This is a genomic window from Brachybacterium sp. Marseille-Q7125 (assembly GCF_023062615.1).
Lineage (GTDB): Bacteria > Actinomycetota > Actinomycetes > Actinomycetales > Dermabacteraceae > Brachybacterium.
This window is the reverse complement of sequence record NZ_JALLAL010000054.1, coordinates 1-17812: the sequence shown is the minus strand read 5'-3', so window position 1 is coordinate 17812 and position 17812 is coordinate 1. Positions and strand designations below refer to the sequence as shown.

General features: G+C 68.2%; 11 protein-coding genes and 1 pseudogene. 6 read left to right on the top strand and 6 right to left on the bottom strand.

Annotated features, from left to right (window positions below; genetic code table 11):
- Positions 1-596 precede the first annotated feature (596 nt).
- The 4 genes and pseudogenes from MU407_RS11895 to MU407_RS11880 form a co-directional block, all read right to left on the bottom strand.
- Positions 597-1631 (bottom strand): annotated as a pseudogene (locus tag MU407_RS11895) (acyltransferase); the annotation flags it as partial.
- A 22-nt stretch (positions 1632-1653) separates the two neighbouring features.
- Positions 1654-2973 (bottom strand): M18 family aminopeptidase, encoded by a 1320-nt coding sequence (locus MU407_RS11890; RefSeq protein WP_246957756.1) that lies wholly within the window; start codon positions 2971-2973, stop codon positions 1654-1656.
- 75 nt (positions 2974-3048) lie between these two features.
- Positions 3049-4365: a UDP-glucose/GDP-mannose dehydrogenase family protein gene (locus MU407_RS11885; RefSeq protein WP_246957754.1), complete on the bottom strand. Its 1317-nt coding sequence runs from the start codon at positions 4363-4365 to the stop codon at positions 3049-3051.
- A 194-nt stretch (positions 4366-4559) separates the two neighbouring features.
- Positions 4560-6398, bottom strand: coding sequence for a hypothetical protein (locus MU407_RS11880; protein WP_146007678.1), 1839 nt, complete (start codon positions 6396-6398; stop codon positions 4560-4562).
- A gap of 197 nt (positions 6399-6595) precedes the next feature.
- Between MU407_RS11880 and MU407_RS11875 the strand changes: the two genes are divergently transcribed.
- The 4 genes from MU407_RS11875 (at position 6596) to MU407_RS11860 (ending at position 11335) form a co-directional block, all read left to right on the top strand.
- Entirely contained in the window at positions 6596-7903 is a 1308-nt protein-coding gene (locus tag MU407_RS11875; RefSeq protein ID WP_102234869.1) for a glycosyltransferase, read from the top strand.
- A gap of 11 nt (positions 7904-7914) precedes the next feature.
- Positions 7915-9138 (top strand): polysaccharide pyruvyl transferase family protein, encoded by a 1224-nt coding sequence (locus MU407_RS11870; RefSeq protein WP_246957752.1) that lies wholly within the window; start codon positions 7915-7917, stop codon positions 9136-9138.
- A complete protein-coding gene (locus MU407_RS11865; protein WP_246957758.1) occupies positions 9131-10102 on the top strand; it encodes a lysylphosphatidylglycerol synthase transmembrane domain-containing protein in 972 nt (323 codons plus the stop codon). The genes MU407_RS11870 and MU407_RS11865 overlap by 8 nt, the downstream gene beginning before the upstream one ends.
- 144 nt (positions 10103-10246) lie before the next feature.
- Positions 10247-11335, top strand: coding sequence for a glycosyltransferase family 2 protein (locus MU407_RS11860; RefSeq protein ID WP_246957750.1), 1089 nt, complete (start codon positions 10247-10249; stop codon positions 11333-11335).
- Positions 11336-11402: 67 nt separating this feature from the next.
- On the opposite strand, the gene MU407_RS11855 is transcribed toward MU407_RS11860, so the two are convergent.
- On the bottom strand, positions 11403-14054 hold the full coding sequence (locus MU407_RS11855) for an acyltransferase family protein (protein WP_246957748.1): 2652 nt from the start codon (positions 14052-14054) through the stop codon (positions 11403-11405).
- Positions 14055-14152: 98 nt separating this feature from the next.
- On the opposite strand from MU407_RS11855, the gene tgt reads away from it, so the two are divergent.
- Positions 14153-15376 carry a tRNA guanosine(34) transglycosylase Tgt gene (tgt, locus tag MU407_RS11850; RefSeq protein WP_102234998.1) on the top strand — a complete coding sequence of 408 codons (1224 nt, stop codon included), beginning with the start codon at positions 14153-14155 and terminating at the stop codon, positions 15374-15376.
- A 6-nt stretch (positions 15377-15382) separates the two neighbouring features.
- Positions 15383-16945, top strand: a complete 1563-nt coding sequence (locus tag MU407_RS11845; RefSeq protein ID WP_246957746.1) for a PQQ-like beta-propeller repeat protein — start codon at positions 15383-15385, stop codon at positions 16943-16945.
- A 76-nt stretch (positions 16946-17021) separates the two neighbouring features.
- Here MU407_RS11845 and MU407_RS11840 read toward each other — a convergent pair whose 3' ends face one another.
- Positions 17022-17543, bottom strand: coding sequence for a hypothetical protein (locus tag MU407_RS11840; RefSeq protein ID WP_233190567.1), 522 nt, complete (start codon positions 17541-17543; stop codon positions 17022-17024).
- Positions 17544-17812 lie beyond the last annotated feature (269 nt).

Sequence of the window (17812 nt, the reverse complement as noted above, 5' to 3'; positions counted from 1 at the left end):
CATCGAAGGATCGGTAACCACGAACTGGAAGGCCGCCCTCGGCCAACTCGCCCTCGTCTACCCCGAACGAATCGAACCCTACCTGTAACCCGCATCACACCCCTTACACACAGGGATTGACAAGCCCGCTGGGCGCGGGAATTCCCTAGCACGAGCAGCACCGGTGCATCGGGCACAGCCGGATCAGGCGCGCTCATCCGGCAGTCCTCGGCGAGGTTCGGATCCGTGGGGGTGAGCGGCCCGGTGCAGGGCCCGTCGAGCTGCACCCAGTCCCGGGAGACCAGGGCCGCCGTGGGCAGCGGCTCGACCATCGGGTCGATTGCGTCAGGGTCCCCGGGCCAGTCCGGCGCAAGAACGTCGGCCCCCGGATGGGTGGCGGCAGCCTCCTGCTGGGCCTCCCTCTGGGCGGCGAGCAGCTGCTGCTGCACACCGAGCACCGGCAGCAGAGCGAGCACGAGCACACTGAGCACCACCAGACCGGAGCGGCGGGCCCGTGCTCCCGCCCACCGCCAGCGCCGGAACGGCGTGTCCACGAAGCGTGTTAGCAGCCAGGCCAGCACCAGGGACAGCAGGATGATCGCCGCGCCGGTCACCGGATCGGCGCGCTCCGCGCCCGTGCGCGCCAGGTGGAGGGTCAGCAGCGGCCAGTGCACCAGGTAGAGCGCATAGGAGACGTCACCGAGGAAGCGCAGGGGCGCCGAGGAGAGGAAGCGATCCGGGCCGAAGCGATGTCCTGTGCGGCCAGCCCACAGCACGAGCGCCGCAGCGCCCAGCGGCCAGGCGGCGATCCACCCGGGGAAGGCCCCCTGCACGTCCAGCAGCAGGCCGCAGGAGATGAGCGCGATGAGCCCGAACCAGCCGATCACGGCGGCGGGTGCGGACCGGGAACGTCGCACCGCTCGGTGCCGTCCGCGAGGGCGGCCGGTGGCGCGCCGCTGCTCCCACGCCGGTAGGAGGATCCCTAGCAGCGATCCGGCGGCGAACTCCCAGGCGCGGGCGGCGGTGTCGAAGTACGCGATGGTCTGCTGCGTCGCGGTGGAGTGGATCGACCAGGTCAGCGATGGGACCAGGAGCAGCAGGAACAGGATCACCAGCGCCGTGCGCACGGATCGGCCCAGGGCGCGGGCAATCGTCACCGTGAGTGCGATCAGCAGCGGCCACAGCAGGAAGATCTGCCCCTGCACGGATAGCGACCAGAAGTGCTGGAAGGGGGACGCCCCGGACTGCTCGGGGGCGTAGTAGTCCACGCCGCGGTGGATCAGCACCCAGTTCTCCACCTGCAGCAGGGAGCCGAAGGCATCGGTGATCGCGGGCATCCACCGCTCGGCCGGCAGCAGCAGCCGTACCGCCAGCAGCGTGAGCAGCACCGTCACCGCGGCAGGTGGCAGCAGACGTTTGAAGGCCCGGGCCCAGTACGCGGCCGGGCGCATCGGCTCCCCGGCGTCGGCGCGCCGCATGAACGTGCCGACCAGCAGGAACGCTGAGAGGAACAGGAACACGTCCACGCCGCCGGAGACCCGATCGGCGAATACGTGGTAGAGGACCACCAGGCCGATGGCGAGGCCGCGCAGCCCATGCAGCTCGGGGCGGAATCGGGCAGGGGCGGATGCCGGGGTGGTGGCAGGTGTCATCGCCGAAGGAGCGGGGCGGTTCTCAGCCCGCCAGGAACGCGACGCATGAGCGCTGCAGCAACAGCGGATCCACGGCCGCGCACATCTCCCGGGCCGAATGCATCGACAGCAGCGTGATCCCCACATCGATCGTGGTCATGCCCAGGCGCGTCGCGGTGATGGGGCCGATGGTGGAGCCGCAGGGCATCGCATTGTTGGACACGAAATGCTGCAGCGGCACCTCGGCGCGCTCGCACGCGGCAGTGAAGGCCGCGATGCCCACGGCATCGGTCGCATACCGCTGCTGGGCGTTGATCTTCAGCATCGGCCCCGCGCCGAGCCGCGGCCGGGTCACCGGGTCGTGCCGCTCAGGGTAGTTGGGGTGGGCGGCATGCCCGGCATCGGCCGAGAGCACGAGCGAGGAAGCCATCACCTCGCGGCGCGAGACGTCATCCCCGCCGAGCGCCGCATGGATCCGCACGAGCGCATCCTCGAGGAACGGGCCACCGGCACCGGACCGCGTGGCCGAACCCACCTCCTCGTGGTCATTCGCGATCATCAGCGCGATCGGGGCGGGACCGCCCGCGGCCGGCTCCTCCCGCTCACCGGAGGCGAGGGCGATCAGGGCCTGCACCTCTGCGTGGACGGAGGAGAGGTTGTCCAGGCGGGCGGAGGCCAGCAGCTCCTCGCGGGCGCCGAACAGGGCGGGGGACTGCGCATCAACCGTCACCACATCCATGCCGACGATCTCCACGGGCTCCACGTCCGCATGCTCGGCCAGCACCGTGAGGACATCCACCTCGCCGAGGCCGATGATCGGCTGCATGTGCCGCTGCGGATCCAGGGCCAGGCCCTCCTTGTTCACCGCGCGGTCCAGGTGCACCGCCAGCTGCGGCACACGCAGCAGCCCGGGGGTGTCCACCAGGACGCTGCGGCCATCGCGCAGGGTGAGGCGCCCGGCCATCCGCAGCTCCCGGTCCAGCCAGGAGTTCAGCAGAGGCCCGCCGTAGATCTCGACGCCCACCTGGGCGAAGCCTTCCGCGCCCAGCTGCGGGTTGGGCTTGAGCTTCAGCGCCGGGGAGTCGGTGTGCGAGCCGACGATGCGAAACGGCGAGCGGGCATCGGCGCCCTCGGGCGCGGACCAGGCGAGGATCGCCCCATCGCGCTCCACGAAGCGGTTCCCGGCCACATCGTCGCGCTCCCAGTGCTCCGTCTCCTCCAGGCGCGTGAACCCGGCCTGCTCGAGGCGGCGGGCGCTCTCGCGCACGGCGTGGAAGCTCGACGGGGATGCCGTGACGAAGGCACCCAGGTCCAGGGCGTTCTCGCGGGCGGCAGCGGACGGGGCGGGGGCGGTGTGGGTCATCCTGCTATTCAAGCAAACCCCGCCCGGCACAGGGGCCGGACGGGGCGACTGCTCAGGTCAACAGCGCGGGAGCGATCAGGGGCGACCCATGGACTGGTAGGTCCAGCCGGCCTCACGCCACTGCGCCGGATCCAGCACATTGCGGCCGTCGATCATGTGGGGGGTGCCCACCACCTCGCGCAGCTTCACCGGGTCCAGCTGCTTGAACTCATCCCACTCGGTCAGCAGCAGCACCACATCGGCGCCGGTCGCTGCCGCGTAGGCGTCCTCCGCCACGGCGAGGTTCGGCCGCTCGGCGTGCACGCGGGAGTTCGCCGCCGGATCGGTGACCACCACATCCGCGCCGCGCCCGGAGAGCTTCGAGGCGATGTACAGCGCGGGGGACTGGCGGGTGTCATCGGAGTTGGGCTTGAACGCAGCGCCCAGCACCGCGATGCGCTTATCGGTGAAGGAACCGCCCAGGGCCTTGCGGGTCATGTTCACCACGTGGTCGCGGCGGCGGTTGTTCACATGGTCCACCTCGCGCAGGAAGGCGAGGGCCTCGGTGACGCCCAGCTCACCGGCGCGGGCCATGAAGGCGCGGATGTCCTTGGGCAGGCAGCCGCCGCCGAAACCGATGCCGGCGCGCAGGAACTTCGGGCCGATCCGGTCATCCAGACCGATTGCCTCCGCGATCACGGACACGTCTGCGCCGGTGGCCTCGCACACCTCCGCGACCGCGTTGATGAAGGAGATCTTGGTGGCCAGGAAGGAGTTGGCGGAGACCTTCACCAGCTCGGCGGTGGCGTAGTTGCCCACCACCAGCGGGGTATCGGCCTCCAGCATCGTGGCGTACATCCCATCGAGCACCTTGCGGGCCCGCGCGGCCTCCGCCGGGTCCTCCGGCAGGCCGTACACGATGCGATCCGGGCGCAGGGTGTCCTCGATCGCGAAACCCTCCCGCAGGAACTCCGGGTTCCACGCCAGCGGGGACTTCACCCCGGCGTCGCGCAGCCGCTGAACCAGAGCCTCCGCAGTGCCGACGGGCACTGTGGAGCGGCCCAGCACCACGTGATGGTCCTGCAGATGCGGGATCAGGGAGTCCACGGCGGCATGCACATAGGTGAGGTCTGCGCGGGCGGAGTCCACCTGCTGGGGGGTGCCCACGCAGATCACATGCGCCTCGTAGTCCGCGGCCAGGGAGTAGTCGGTGGAGAAGGTCAGCCTCCCGGTGTCCAGAGCCTCGCGCAGCAGCTCGTCGAAGCCGGGCTCGTGGAACGGCGGGATCCCCGCCGCGAGGTTATCGATCTTCTTCTGGTCGACATCCAGGCCTAGGACCTCATGCCCGATCGACGCCATCGACGCGGCGTAGACCGCGCCCAGGTACCCGCATCCCACGGTGGTGATTCGCATGTCGTCGATGGTAACCGGTGGTCGCGGGTCCCGGCCCGAAACGCCCTCCACGGCTGGTCAGTGCTGTGGCGCACTCCCAGGGTGATGAGGCGGCCTCACCGAGGTGACGTCCGGGTGCCCTCGGATCGGGCCCGCGGTCCGCGATCCGGGGCCGACGTGGTCGGCGGAGTCCTCGGGCCCTGCGCGGGCCGCGGTCACTCGACCAGGAGCCCGGCCTCCTCGAGTTCGTCCTGCAGCTCACCTGGGAGGACCCACACCTTGTACGTGTAGTACCCGGATCCCGCGATGGCCTCCGCCCCCATCTCCTGTCCTCTCGGCCAGTCGCCGCAGGCGATGACGATGTCGGAGTCGTAGCTCTCGCCTCGGCGAGGATCGATGGTCTCCACTTCTCGGGGCGAGAGCCAGAAACCGGACCAGTTCGTCACCTGGTGGTGGGTCAGCGCAGGTCCGTGACACTCCATGTCCAGGTCGACAGACAGCGATCCCTCCGGGGCTCCTGCGGTGTCCTCGGCTGACTCCAGGGCTTCCGTGAACGGCGCCGGAAAGTCTCGCGACTGGGAGGGATTCGCGAAGAGGGAGAGCACGGCGAACGAGATCAGCATGAGGATCGCGAGAACGCGGGGTCGGGTGCGGACTGCGAGCATCACAAGCACGCCGGAAACCAGGCAGAGGCTTGCCCAGAACCAGAGCTCGTTCGCATTCCCCGGCGCCGGGATCAGAGGGTGCGGGAAAGGATCGGACGGTCGCAGGGGAGCCCACGCCAATATCGCGGCGGAGTTCGCGGGCCCGTACATCGTGCCCCAGGTGTTCGCCCAAGGCGCTACCTTGAACAGCACCACTGCCGTGTCGGCAAGGACCAGCCCGACTGCGGCAAGCAGGAGCGGTCGGCGCACCGTACGCAGAAGGGCGACTACTCCCAAGAGCATCGCAAGCACTGCGAACGGGTCGATATAGCGGGTATATACCTGGGCGTCGAAACGTTCCTGCGGCCCCGCGTTCGACCAGGCGATCACCGAGACGGCGGAGGCGACGAACAACAGCCCCGCCATGAAGCCGTATGGGCCCACACGCAGCGTGCGCAGCTCCCGCCAGACGAAGAAGGCGAGGACGACGAGTCCGAGGGCGGTGACGCCGAAGGAGCCCGCGAATTGCCCCCACGCCTGCGCGAAGGCGACTCGGAGGAACGGGCCAGGGGCGAGATTCTCGAGCTTGTCGCCGAGCAGTTCGCCCTGCCCGAATCCCGACAGCAGTATGGGGATCGTGATCTCAGCCACCAACAGTTTGACCAGCCAATAGCCGCCGACCAGCAGCGCGGCTCCACCGACCGTGACCCGCCAGTCGCGCAAGGCGAACAGCAGCAGCCACACGGCAGCGGCGAGGACGACGGCAAGTGCGCGCGCATGCGTCAGGTACGCCGCAGTCACGGCGAGGATGAAGAGAAAGAGCGTGAGCGGAGACGGGCGCTGCCACAGCCGGAAGGCCGCCAGCGCCGAACAGGCGACCAGCAGCGCCAAGAGGTTCTCAGCGAGGACGTAGTCGGCGTTGACGGTGCGAGCAGGAACGGACAGGGTGAGGGCCGCGGCGGTCACCGCCTGGGCCGTCGGCAGGCCGAGCAGCCGGGCGATTTGCATCAAGGGAAGTACCGTGACCATCGCGAGTGCGATGACGACGCCGATACTGGCCGTGTAGACGGCGGCCGGATCCTGTGTGAACCACCAGATCGGAGTGAGGAGGATCGCCCATCCCGGGAAGTAGCCCGCCCCCGACATCTGCGATACCGGACCTTGCCCGGCAAGTTCTCTCGCCATCTGCAACGGCACGATCTCGTCCCAGGGAGTCCTCGGAGCGACCGCAGTACGGGAGACCGTGACGTTGACCGCCAGAAGCACTGCCACGGAGACGACCGCTGTGACGGTCCAGAACGGGCCGGCGGCAGGGGGCAGTCGGTCCGAGAGAGGAGCTGGATCGACGATCTTGTCGGGCTTGTCTTCGATCGTGGCGCCGCGGACCTCGCCGCTAGCCAGTGTGGTCATTGAGATCCCATCGCGCCTGTGGGCGCCCCTGTCGAGAGGTGCTGCGTCCAGTGTACGACCGGAGACCATACCAATCGGATGAGACGGGAAGATCTCCTGGACATGGATGAGACGGAACGGCTCAGCCAGCTGGAGTCGAGTGGTGGGAGGCCGGGTAGCATGCTCCCGCATGCCATACGTGCGGTCAAGGGAGGGCGATGAGCCAGCAGGCGGATTTCACAGCGCAGAGCGCAGGTGATCGTCGCTCGGCGCTGCGGCGCGTTCTCGTCGTCGCCTCGACATTCCCTGCCGACCCTGGCGACCCCGTTCCTGGATTCGTCCGGGACCAGGTGATCGCCATGAAGGAGTGTGAACCGGGCATCGAGTTCACGGTGCTCGCCCCTCACGATAGGTACACGAGGACGCGGAGCCACGTCGAGCACGAGCACTACACCGAGCGCCGATTTCACTATGCGTGGCCGCACGGGTGGGAAGCGCTGACGGGGCGAGGCATCCTCCCGGCGCTCCGCGAGAAGCCGCTGCGGTACTTGCTCGTGCCCGGGCTCTTCCTCGGGGAGTTCATCGCCCTGCTTCGTTTGACCAGGACTCTGTCCCCCGATGTCATCTACGCACATTGGTTCACTCCGCAAGCGCTGTGTGCCTGCGCGGTGTCCGTACTCACGGGAGTCCCCTTCGTCTTCACCACACATGCCGCAGACGTCGACGTGTGGCACAACGTACCCATCCTGGGCCGGATGCTGGTGCGATGGGGGACGCGGAGGGCCCGGGCAGTGACGGCTGTCAGCCGACGTTCGATGGCAAAGCTGGCCGCCTTCCTCCCCGGTGCGCAGCCCCCTTCCGACTCTTCGGAAATCATTCCGATGGGCGTCGCCCTCCCCGGACAGGACTTTGCTGGGGCCGACGACCTGCGTCAACAATTCGATCTCCCCCAGGGGCCGGTGGTCTTGTTCCTGGGACGTCTGGCGGAGAAGAAGGGCGTCGATCACCTCCTGCACGCGATGTCTCGGGTGGCTCCGAAGTGCGACGCGAGCCTACTGGTCGCGGGAGACGGTCCGCTCCGGGGAGAGCTTGAGGGACTCGCTGCGAGGTTGGGCATCTCGGACCGAGTCACTTTCCTCGGATACACCACGGGGAAGGAGAAGGACCGAGTTCTCCGCGCGGCCGACTTAGTCGTCCTTCCCTCGATAATCACGGACGGCGGTGACGCCGAGGGGTTGCCCGTCGTTCTCATGGAGGGGCTGGCCTACGGCAGGATCTGCATCGCGACTGACGTGAGCGGCGCCGACGACGTCCTCACCGACGGAGTAGATGGGTACCTGATTCCACAACGAGACCCGGAAGCGCTGGCAGCTGCGATCGAGCGAGCGCTGGCCCTTCCGGAGGATTCGCGCATATCCATGGGGGCGGCGGCGCGGCGTACCGCGCTCCAGTTCGAATGGTCCGCCATTGCCCGGCGCCATCTCGACTTCTTCGAACGATTCCTTCTGCCTGGAGGCGAACGGTGACTAAAGAGCCCATGAAGATCCTTCTGATAAATAGCGACCTCGCGAAGAATCGCGGGGACCGCGCAATAGCCGAAGGTAACATTGAGCTCATCCGTGAGCGTTTCCCGAACTCACGGATCCTAGGCATCTCTCAGTATCCGGAGAGAGATGAAGCGTGGTATGGGATAAAATTCCTGGACATGGATTTTCAGTCCTTGAATCCACTTGATTTGCTGCGGCTCGCGCGCATAGCGCGCCAGAGTGATGCAGTGTTTTGGGGTGGCGGCGAGATTCTCAAGGATTACACGAACAAGATGGCACTGTGGTACTGGTGCCTCAAGATCGCTATCATCTCGCTCTTCAACCCGAACATCTATGGCGCGTATCAGGGGATCGGTCCGACACGTTCGATCTCCAGCAAGCGGCTGATCCGTTTTGTGGTCGGCAGGTGCCGGCTGTTCATCGTCCGTGACGAGGAATCGCGGCGAAAGCTCATCGACTGGGGTGCCCCCGGTGATCGAGTAATCGCATCATCGGACCCTGCGGTGCTCCCGATCCCCAGAAGGCCCGACGTGCACCTCGTGCGGAAGCTTGAGGCTCAGTTCGAGATCGACCCGGAGTTTCTGGAGAACTTCGTCTGCGTGGCGCCCCGCGAGTGGTTCCACTATAAGCAGAGCGGGCTGATTCCGTTCAAGTACAAGAAAAAGCTGTTGACTGCGCTTGGACGGGACTCCAGTCGTAGGACAGAGGAGTTCGACACCTACGTCCGTCGCGTGGTGGAGCTGGTCTCGCAGATTGCTGAGAGGTATGGCACCAACGTCCTCTTGGTTCCCATGCACATGGAGGAAGGCGACACTGAGCTCTGCCGTCGAATCGCAGACGGGTTTAGCGGCACGGGCGTCATGAAGGTACTGGAGCGCGACATCCTGTCTGCGGCTGAGTTGCGCTCGGTGATCTCCGCGGCCCGCATGATGGTGGGTTTCCGTCTGCACTCAAACATCATCGGTGTCAGTTCGGGTGTTCCTTCGCTGAATATCTACTACGTAGACAAGGGGCGTGTCTTCTTCGATCAGATCGGTCAGGAAGCGTTCGCGATCCCGATTGAATTCCTGCTGGACGATGACTACTACGAGAGGTTTTTCGCGCTGCTGGACAGCCTGGACCGGGACTCGCGAAGGGTGCGGAGGGAGATTGAGGGGTCCACGGATCGCCTGCGCGACTCCGTGCGCAAGGCGTTCGGGCGTGTCGATGCATAAGCTCGCGAACTTGGCGAGAAGGCTTCCGAAGAAGACCTTTGCGATACTCTTCTATGTCCTCCTGGCTATATTCCTCGTCTTGTATCTGAGGTCGATCGACTACACGCAGCTCAGCGAAATTCGGATCGCACCGATGTACTTTTTGATCGCATGCGTGCTGGGCATGATGTTCCGGTACTGGAGTGCGTTCGTGTGGATCTCGATTCTCCGGACTCTCGGAGCGCGCGATGTTCGTTGGGGCCGAGCGCTGCTCAACGTCTACGCGAAATCATGGATGGGACGTTACATTCCGGGAACCGCCCCGTGGATCCTCGGAAAGATTTACTTCGCCGCACAGCATGGGATCTCCAAGAACAAGCTGGCGGTGAGCTCACTGCTCGAGGGCTTGCTCCAGATCGTCGTGCAGATGCTCTTTGCCGTGGTGATGATCCTGCTCTCTCCGCAGACTCGTGTGCTGGGGAGCAGCTTCCGCCTCTTGCTCGCACTTGCTGCCATCGCGTCTCTGGTGGCGATCGCACCGCCGGTGTTCAACCGGCTCGTCGCCCTCGCGTATCGGCTCGTAAAGCGCAAGCAGTTCCCGAGGGAACACTACGTCAATATGCGCCTCGTCGTCGGCGGGGTCGGAATGTACTCCATAGGCGTTCTGTTCACTGGGTTGTCGCTGTTCTTCATTGCCAAGAGCGTCTATCCGGAGTTGCCGTACGAGTCGATCTTCTTCGTGATGGGCGCGAGTTGCTTGGCCAGTGCAGCGAGCATGATCGCAATTTTTGCGCCTGGTGGTATCGGCGTTCGGGAGGGCATCCAGTTGGTCTTGTTGGGAATAATTCTCCCTCCGTCGATCGCACTTGTGATCACAGTGATAATGCGACTGTGGACGCTTGGCCTCGACCTGCTGTTCTTCCTTTTGCACGCGCGAAAGCACGAGATGCGACCTGCCCCACACCCCGAGGTGTCCAGCAGGTGAAGTGTCAGGAAACGCCGAGTTCCCCCGTGGTGACCGTCCGGATACCGATGGTCGCTGTCAGTACCCTAGGTCGCACTGCACTCCGGTGCGATGAGCCCGCCCCGGGCGCGCGGTGCGCGTCCGGCCGATGATTGCAAGGTGCCCATGAAAGTCTTCGTACAGATCCCCTGCCTCAATGAGGAGGAGACCCTCCCGATGGTGCTGGACACCATCCCGCGGGAGCTTCCCGGGGTGGACTCCGTGGAGATCCTCGTGATCGATGACGGTTCGACGGACCGCACCGTCGAGGTGGCCCGTGCGCACGGGGTGCGGCACTTCGTGCGGCACACTCGCAACATGGGCCTGGCCCGCTCCTTCCGTGACGGCGTGGACTACGCCCTCGCCCACGGCGCGGACATCGTGGTGAACACCGATGGGGACAACCAGTACAAGCAGGAGCGCATCGCGGACCTCGTCGCCCCGGTCCTGGCGGGGGAGGCGGACATCGCCATCGCCGACCGGCAGACCAAGACCATCGCGCACTTCTCGCCGTTCAAGAAGCTCATGCAGCAGGTGGGCTCGCAGGTGGTGAACATGGCGGCGGAGACCAAGCTGCCCGACGCCGCCTCCGGCTTCCGCGCCTACTCCAAGCAGTCGCTGCTGCAGCTGAACGTGGTCACCCAGTTCTCCTACTGCATGGAGACGATCATCCAGGCCGGCAACAAGCGCCTGCGCATCGCCTCGGTGCCGATCACCACCAACCCCAAGACCCGCGAGTCGCGGCTGTTCAAGAACATCTTCCAGCACATGGCGAAGTCGGGCACCGCGATCATCCGCGCGTACCTGATGTTCAAGCCGCATGCGGTGCTCGGATGGCTCGGCACGGTCACCGGCGTGCTGGGCCTGATTCCCTTCGTCCGCTTCTTCATCTACTTCTTGCTGGGCGACAGCGGCGGCCGCGTGCAGTCCCTGCTGTTCGGTACCACGCTGCTCACGCTCTCCTTCCTCAGCTTCGTGCTGATGATCATCGCGGACCTGCAGCGCACCAACCGGGTGCTCATGGAGGAGACGCTCGAGCGGATGAAGGAGATCCAGTACGGCAAGCCCCGCGGCTCCGATACCGACGACGGCACCGGCATGCCCGCCCACGAGGCAGGCAAGAGCTGGGACCCCTCCGTGCTGCCGCTGCCCGAACCGGGCCAGGCCGTCCCAGTGCAGCGCCCGCAGGAGCAGGAGCCCGGCCCCACCGCCTGACCGGCGCACAGCCTTTGACGCCAGAGCCGCGTCCGGACCGCCCATCGGCGGACTCCGGGCGCGGTTCTTATATCGCGCCCTCGCGCTCCAGTTCCTCGAGCATCTCGGTCATCGTCGGGGTGAGCACCGCGCGCACGAAATCCTTCGTCAGGTGCCCGTCGTCCATGTAGACGTAGATCTCCCCGAGGATCGGCGCGCACCGCCCGTCGGGGCAGAACGCCTCCGTGTGGTCCACGAGCGTCACCCCGGCCCCGTCGGCCCCCTCCAGCTCAGCGAGCTGCTGAGCGGGGTTCTCCGGTAGCAGCTTGTCCTCCACATCGGCGCCGCACTCATCATTGGCATCCTCCGGGGTACCGCCGTCCTCGATCACGGCCTCCGCGCACTCGTACTGGTCCTTTGCCCACTTGGGGTTGTCGCGCACCGCCACGACATCGATGCCGCGATCCAGGATGTTCTGCACCGCCACCTCGGTGCTACCTGGCATGAACTCCGGATCCTCCGGGCTCTGCAGCGCCCGCGTGACCGTCGCGACCACCAGATCCGGCTCCACCCGGTCCAGGTAGTCATACACGTACTGCTCGTAGCCGGCGCAGTAGTCATCGGGCGCCACCCCCGCGTGCAGCCAGCAGCCATCCATCGACAGGTTCACGATCTGGGTGTCGTTCTCCTCCGCCCAGGCGCGCATCGCGGGAATCTGCTGGCGCGAATGGGAGCTGCCCACCACCACAATCGTCCGTTCGGCGCTCGCATCCCCGGGCAGCAGCTGCTGGCAGGTGACGTGGTTGAAGGGCTCCTCCGGCTTCCACGGCCCGCCGCATCGATGCGGGAGGTTCGGCCACTGCTTGTCGAGCTCCCAGCCCTTGGGCTGCAGCTGCGGCGGGGCGGAGGTCGGCACCTCATCGGTGGGCAGCGTAAGGGTGGGCTCCGCCACTCCCGGCTCCTCGGTCTCCGTGCTGTCGCGGGTCAGCAGCGTCCACCAGGCGCCGCTCGCCCCGACCACCAGAGCGATGCTCGCCGCCACCGCGGTGAGGGATCGCCAGGCCCGGGCCTCGAGCCAGCGGGAGCGACGCACCGGCGAGTCCACCGCGCGGGTGATCAGCCAGGCCAGGACCAGCGACACGGCGAGCACCGCGAGCCCGTCGGCCAGTCCCGCCCGCTCCTGATCGCTGTGGTGCAGCCACAGCACCAGGAGCGGCCAGTGCACCAGGTACAGCGCGTAGGAGATATCGCCGATCACCGCGGCCGGGCGCGTGGACAGCAGGGCATCGGCGCCCCAGCGTCGCCCCGAATACCCGGCGAGCACCACGGCGCCTGCGGCACCGAGCGGCCACAGCGCGATCCAGCCAGGGAAAGACCCCGAGACGTCCACGACGATCCCGCAGGCCAGCAGCGCTGCGATCCCCGCCCAGCCGATCAGAGCCCGCAGCGCTCCGTACCGCGGGGCCGCACCATCCTCGGGGCGCCGCGCCCCTGTGACCCGGTCCAGCCACGGCAGGGCGAGCGCGAGCAGTGACCCGGCAGCGAACTCCCACAGCCGCGCGTTGGTGTCGAAGTAGGCGACCTGCTGCTGGGTCTGCGTGGAGTGGATCGACCAGGCGAGAGAGGCGGCGCCGATCAGCGTGAACAGCATCGCGAGCGGCCCCCGGACGGGTCTGCCGGAGCGGGCTCGGCGCGCCACCGCGTAGAACAGCAGCGGCCACACCACGAATACCTGCCCCTGCATGCTCAGCGACCAGAAATGCTGCAGTAGCGGCGCGGAGCTCGCATCCCGCGCCTGATAGTCCACTTCCGCGGCCACCAGCGCAATGTTCTGCACGTACGTCACCGATGCCACGGCCTGTCGCATCACCGTCGCCCATTGCGACGGGGGCAGCAGCGCGGCCGTCGCCGCGAGGGACAGCAGGATCACCAGGGCCGCCGGCGGCAGCAGACGTTTGAAGGTGTGCAGCCAGTAGCGCGGCACCGCGAGCGGCCGCCCGCCCTCCAGACGCCGCACGAACGTTCCGGTCAGCAGGAAGGCGGAGAGGAACAGGAACACATCCACCCCGCCGGAGACCCGCCCCAGCCAGATGTGATACACCGCCACCAGCAGCAGGGCGAGGGCCCGCAGCCCATGCAGCTCCCGGCGGAACGCACGCCGGGAGGGCTGCGGGGGAGTGGCCGGGGCCGACGGGGCCGTGCCGGGCGGATGCTCGGGGACCGCGGGGCTTCCGTCAGCGGTCGGCGCCGCGGTGGCGACGGCGGCGGTCGCCGCTGTGAGCGCTGCGGTGCCTGCCGCAGGCGTCTCGGTGCCGACGGCGGGTGTCTCCGTGCGACCTCGCTCCGTATCGCGCCAGGTGCCGGTGATCGCATCGGCCGTGGACCAGGCGTCCTCCGCCTCCTGCTCCACATGCGCCTCAACGGGGCCCTGCAGCCAGTCCTCCAGGCTCGAGGTGGCGCGCGGCGCGGGCTCGGTCAGCCAGGCAGTCAGCTCAGAGCGCGGGGATACCCGGTCGGACGTGTCTGCCAGCTCCGGGGCGGGCTCCTGCGTCCAGTCCTCCAGGGAATCCGCGGGAAGCTCGGGCTCCTGCTGCCACGGATCAGCGGGATCCGGGCCGGGGCGCGAGGGACCGCTGGGCGAGCTGATCGTGAACCCCTTCCTCGCGGCGGGCCCGGGGCCGGACCCGTGCACCCGGAAGCCCCGTGGCGCTCCCGGGATCCTAGTGGATCGGCTCAGCATGGGACCATGGGAACGTGAGTGATCAGCGCCCCGCCCCCACCCCGTCGGCCGCGTCGTCGGCCCCCTCCTCGAGCCTCCCCGCGGACACCGGGTTCACCATCACCGCGCGTGCCGGGCAGAAGGCCCGCACCGGCGTGATCACTACCCCGCACGGACAGATCGCCACCCCCGCCTTCATCCCCGTCGGCACGAAGGCGACCGTCAAGGCGGTGCTGCCGGAGGCGATGCGGGACCTGGGCGCCCAGGCGCTGCTGGCCAACGCCTACCACCTCTACCTCCAGCCCGGGCACGACCTCGTCGACGACGCCGGGGGACTGGGCGCCTTCATGAACTGGCCCGGCCCCACCTACACCGACTCCGGCGGCTTTCAGGTGATGAGCCTCGGTGCGGGCTTCAAGAAGGTCCTCTCCAGCGAGTTCGCGGGCGGCAAGACCGCGCGCACCGCGAGCGGTCAGGACGATGACGTTGCCGCGGGCAAGGAGCGCCTGGCCCACGTGGACGATGACGGCGTCACCTTCCGCTCCTTCATCAACGGCGACGTGCACCGCTTCACCCCCGAGATCTCCATGCAGATCCAGCATGGGCTGGGCGCGGACATCATGTTCGCCTTCGATGAGCTGACCACCCTCATGAACTCCCGCGGCTACCAGGAACGTGCCCTGGAGCGCACACGCCTGTGGGCGATCCGCTGCCTGGCCGAGCATCAGCGCCTCACCGCGGAGCGCACCCACCGCCCCTACCAGCAGCTGTGGGGCGTGATCCAGGGCGCCCAGTACGAGGACCTGCGCCGCCAGGCCGCCCGCGACCTCGGCGCCATGGACGTCGACGGGCAGCGGTTCGACGGCTTCGGCATCGGCGGGGCGCTCGAAAAGGAGAACCTCGGCACCATCGTGGGTTGGGTGACCGACGAGCTGCCGGAGGAGCGGCCCCGCCACCTGCTGGGCATCAGCGAGGTCGATGACCTGTTCGTCGCGATCGCCGCGGGCGCAGACACCTTCGACTGTGTCTCCCCCTCCCGCGTGGCCCGCAACAGCGCCGTGTACACCCGCACGGGCCGGGTGAACCTCACCGGCTCCCGCTACCGCCGCCAGTTCGCGCCGATCGACGAGACCTGCGACTGCTACACCTGCACCCACTACACCGCCGCGTACATCCACCACCTGTTCCGCGCCAAGGAGATGCTCTCCTCCACGCTGTGCACCATCCACAACGAACGCTTCGTGGTGCGGCTGGTCGATGAGATCCGCGCCAGCATCGCTGAAGGCAGCTTCGAGCAGCTGCGCGAGGAGCGCACCGGCGCCTACTACGGCAGCCCCCGGTGAGTCGCGGTGACGTCCACAGAGGACCGTGACCCCCTGATCGCCCTGGGCATCGCGGTGGTGCTCGCCGCGCTCGCCGGGATCAGCGCGATGCTCGGGGCGCACCTGCTGATCGGGGCTCTGCGCCTGACCGCCGGGATCCTCGCCGGCGCCGCCGCCGGGGCGGGGATGCTCGCCGTGCCCCGCCTCGCACGCCACCGCATCGGCCGCTTCCTCGCCCTCGCCCTCGCGCTCACCCTCGCGCTCGCCCTCACTGTCCCCGCCGTGATCGCCGCGCGACCGGCCGGCCTGGGACCGCACACGATCGCCCGCCTCAACCCGCTCAGTGCCGGAGACGAGCTGCGCACCCCACTGGCGCCCGATGCCCCAGCGTTCATCCACCGCGCCGACGGAACCGTCGAGCTGATCGACGATCTCGGGGTGCGCCGGGTCGCCACTGCCCCCGGCGCGACCATCGCCGTCACGGCCGATGGGCAGCGTCTCGTGGAGGTCACGGGGGAGACCACGACTCTGCACCTGCTGGATCCCACGCTCTCCAGCCCCGACGGCACCCCGCCCACGACCTCTGTGCCCGGCATCCCCCTCGCCTTCGACGGCACCTGGCTGGTGATGCGGAAGTGCGAGGAAGCAGGCTGCTACCTGCACGGCTACGACCTTTCCGACGGCAGCGAGAAGCCTGTCTGGACCACCGCCGCCGCCGACCTCGAGGACGCGCGCGGCCCCGACCCGGCCGAGACCCTGCTGCCCGCCCGCCCCGAGACACCGCCCGATCTGCTCGACGCCCTGCGCACCACAGGTCTGCTGCCGACGATCCCACTGCACTTCGACCCCGCGCAGGGCTGGCTGCAGCTGGATCCGAGCACCGGCTTCCCCCTCGGGGAGGTGCTCACGCGCCCCGAGGAGACCTGCCGCATCGCCGTGACCACCGCCCCGCCCGGAACCGGCGACGCCCTCACCGGCCCCGCCCACCCCTGGCAGGTCCTCACCGTCTGCACCGAGCAGGACGGCGCCCTGATCGCCCGCGCCCACGCCGACGGGACGGTGCTGTGGGAATCCAAGGCCTCCCCGGGCGGGGACTGGGAGGTGCTGATCGGGAGCGGCCGCGTGCTCGCCACGGGCACCGAACAGGGCACTGATGTGGTCGGTGAACTGGTCGTCTCCGAACAGGCCGCGGCCTGGCAGGCCCCCGGCGGGGAGGGCGTCCAGCAGGCCGCGACGTTCCGCGCCCGCGTCGGCATCGACCCCGTGCGCATGGTGGTCGCCAATGACATCGGTCAGCTCGTCGCCTACGACACCGTGGAGGGCACTGACCTGTGGAGTGCGGCGCTGACGAGCCCGGACGCCCCCGTGCGCGGACGCCTCGCGGCCGGCACCGCCGTGGTGCTCGACCCCCTGGAGCGCACCCGCCCCCTCACCCCGCGCGGCGCCCAGCGACTGCGCGTGATCGACGCTGATAGCGGTGAGGTGAGTGTGCAGGCGCAGGTGGGGCGCGGGATCACGGAGCTGCGTCCGCTGCCGGACGGGCGGGCCCTCGTGACCGATGGGACGCAGCTGGTGCTGATCGGCCCGTGAACGACGAGCGCCCCGGACCAGGGAGGTCCGGGGCGCTCGTCGTTCAGGTGCTGGTTGGCGCTGCGGCCAGCGACGATCAGGCCGACAAGTTCTTCTGCGCGGTCGAGCGCGCGAACCAGCCGCCCAGGCCGATCATGGCTGCCACGAACAGCACACGCAGCAGGTCCACGCCGAGGATGACCCGCAGTGCACCCGCGGTGACCCCGACATTGGGATCGATCATGCCGGTGATCCCGCCGATCATGCCCATCAGGAAGGTGCCGATGAAGAACAGGATCGGTGCGAGCACGATGATCACCGCGGCGAGGATCCCGCCCAGGCGGGCACGACCGCGCCCCATGATTGCCGTGATGACGCCGATGACGAGCACCGCCAGGCTCACGACGAAGTTCGCGATGCTCAGCAGGATCGAGATGAGCCCCGTGCCCAGACCCACAGCCCCGAGATCCCCACCGGCGTCCGCGGCCACCTGCTCCTCGGCGCCGATGATCCCGGCCAGGTTTGACCCTCCCCGGATCAGCAGGATGAGTGCGGCGCCGATCAGCAGCAGCATGCCCAGCATCTTCACGCGCCGCCAGTTCGTCCCGTCGGCGCCCACCCCGGGGGCAGATGCGCCAGCCGCCCCCGGGTAGCCACCAGCGGTACCCGGGTAGCCACCCGCAGCACCGGGATAGCCGCCACCAGCGGCCGGAGGTGCGGCAGGAGAACCCTGACCCCAGGACCCCTGCTGCTGGGGCGCCGGGGGGGTGTCCCTATGTTCTGAGTCAAGCCGCGAGGGCGGTCGGCTCGGGAGTAGGGGCGGTGGTCGGGGGCTGGTAGTAGGTGCCGTCGCGGAGCATCGCGAAGATGACGTTGCAGCGGCGGCGG

Bases quoted from the DNA above. Each gene is read 5' to 3' on its own strand.
- MU407_RS11890 (WP_246957756.1), bottom strand. From the start codon at position 2,973: ATGACCCACACCGCCCCCGCCCCGTCCGCTGCCGCCCGCGAGAACGCC.
- MU407_RS11885 (WP_246957754.1), bottom strand. From the start codon at position 4,365: ATGCGAATCACCACCGTGGGATGCGGGTACCTGGGCGCGGTCTACGCC.
- MU407_RS11880 (WP_146007678.1), bottom strand. From the start codon at position 6,398: ATGACCACACTGGCTAGCGGCGAGGTCCGCGGCGCCACGATCGAAGAC.
- MU407_RS11875 (WP_102234869.1), top strand. From the start codon at position 6,596: ATGAGCCAGCAGGCGGATTTCACAGCGCAGAGCGCAGGTGATCGTCGC.
- MU407_RS11870 (WP_246957752.1), top strand. From the start codon at position 7,915: ATGAAGATCCTTCTGATAAATAGCGACCTCGCGAAGAATCGCGGGGAC.
- MU407_RS11865 (WP_246957758.1), top strand. From the start codon at position 9,131: ATGCATAAGCTCGCGAACTTGGCGAGAAGGCTTCCGAAGAAGACCTTT.
- MU407_RS11860 (WP_246957750.1), top strand. From the start codon at position 10,247: ATGAAAGTCTTCGTACAGATCCCCTGCCTCAATGAGGAGGAGACCCTC.
- MU407_RS11855 (WP_246957748.1), bottom strand. From the start codon at position 14,054: ATGCTGAGCCGATCCACTAGGATCCCGGGAGCGCCACGGGGCTTCCGG.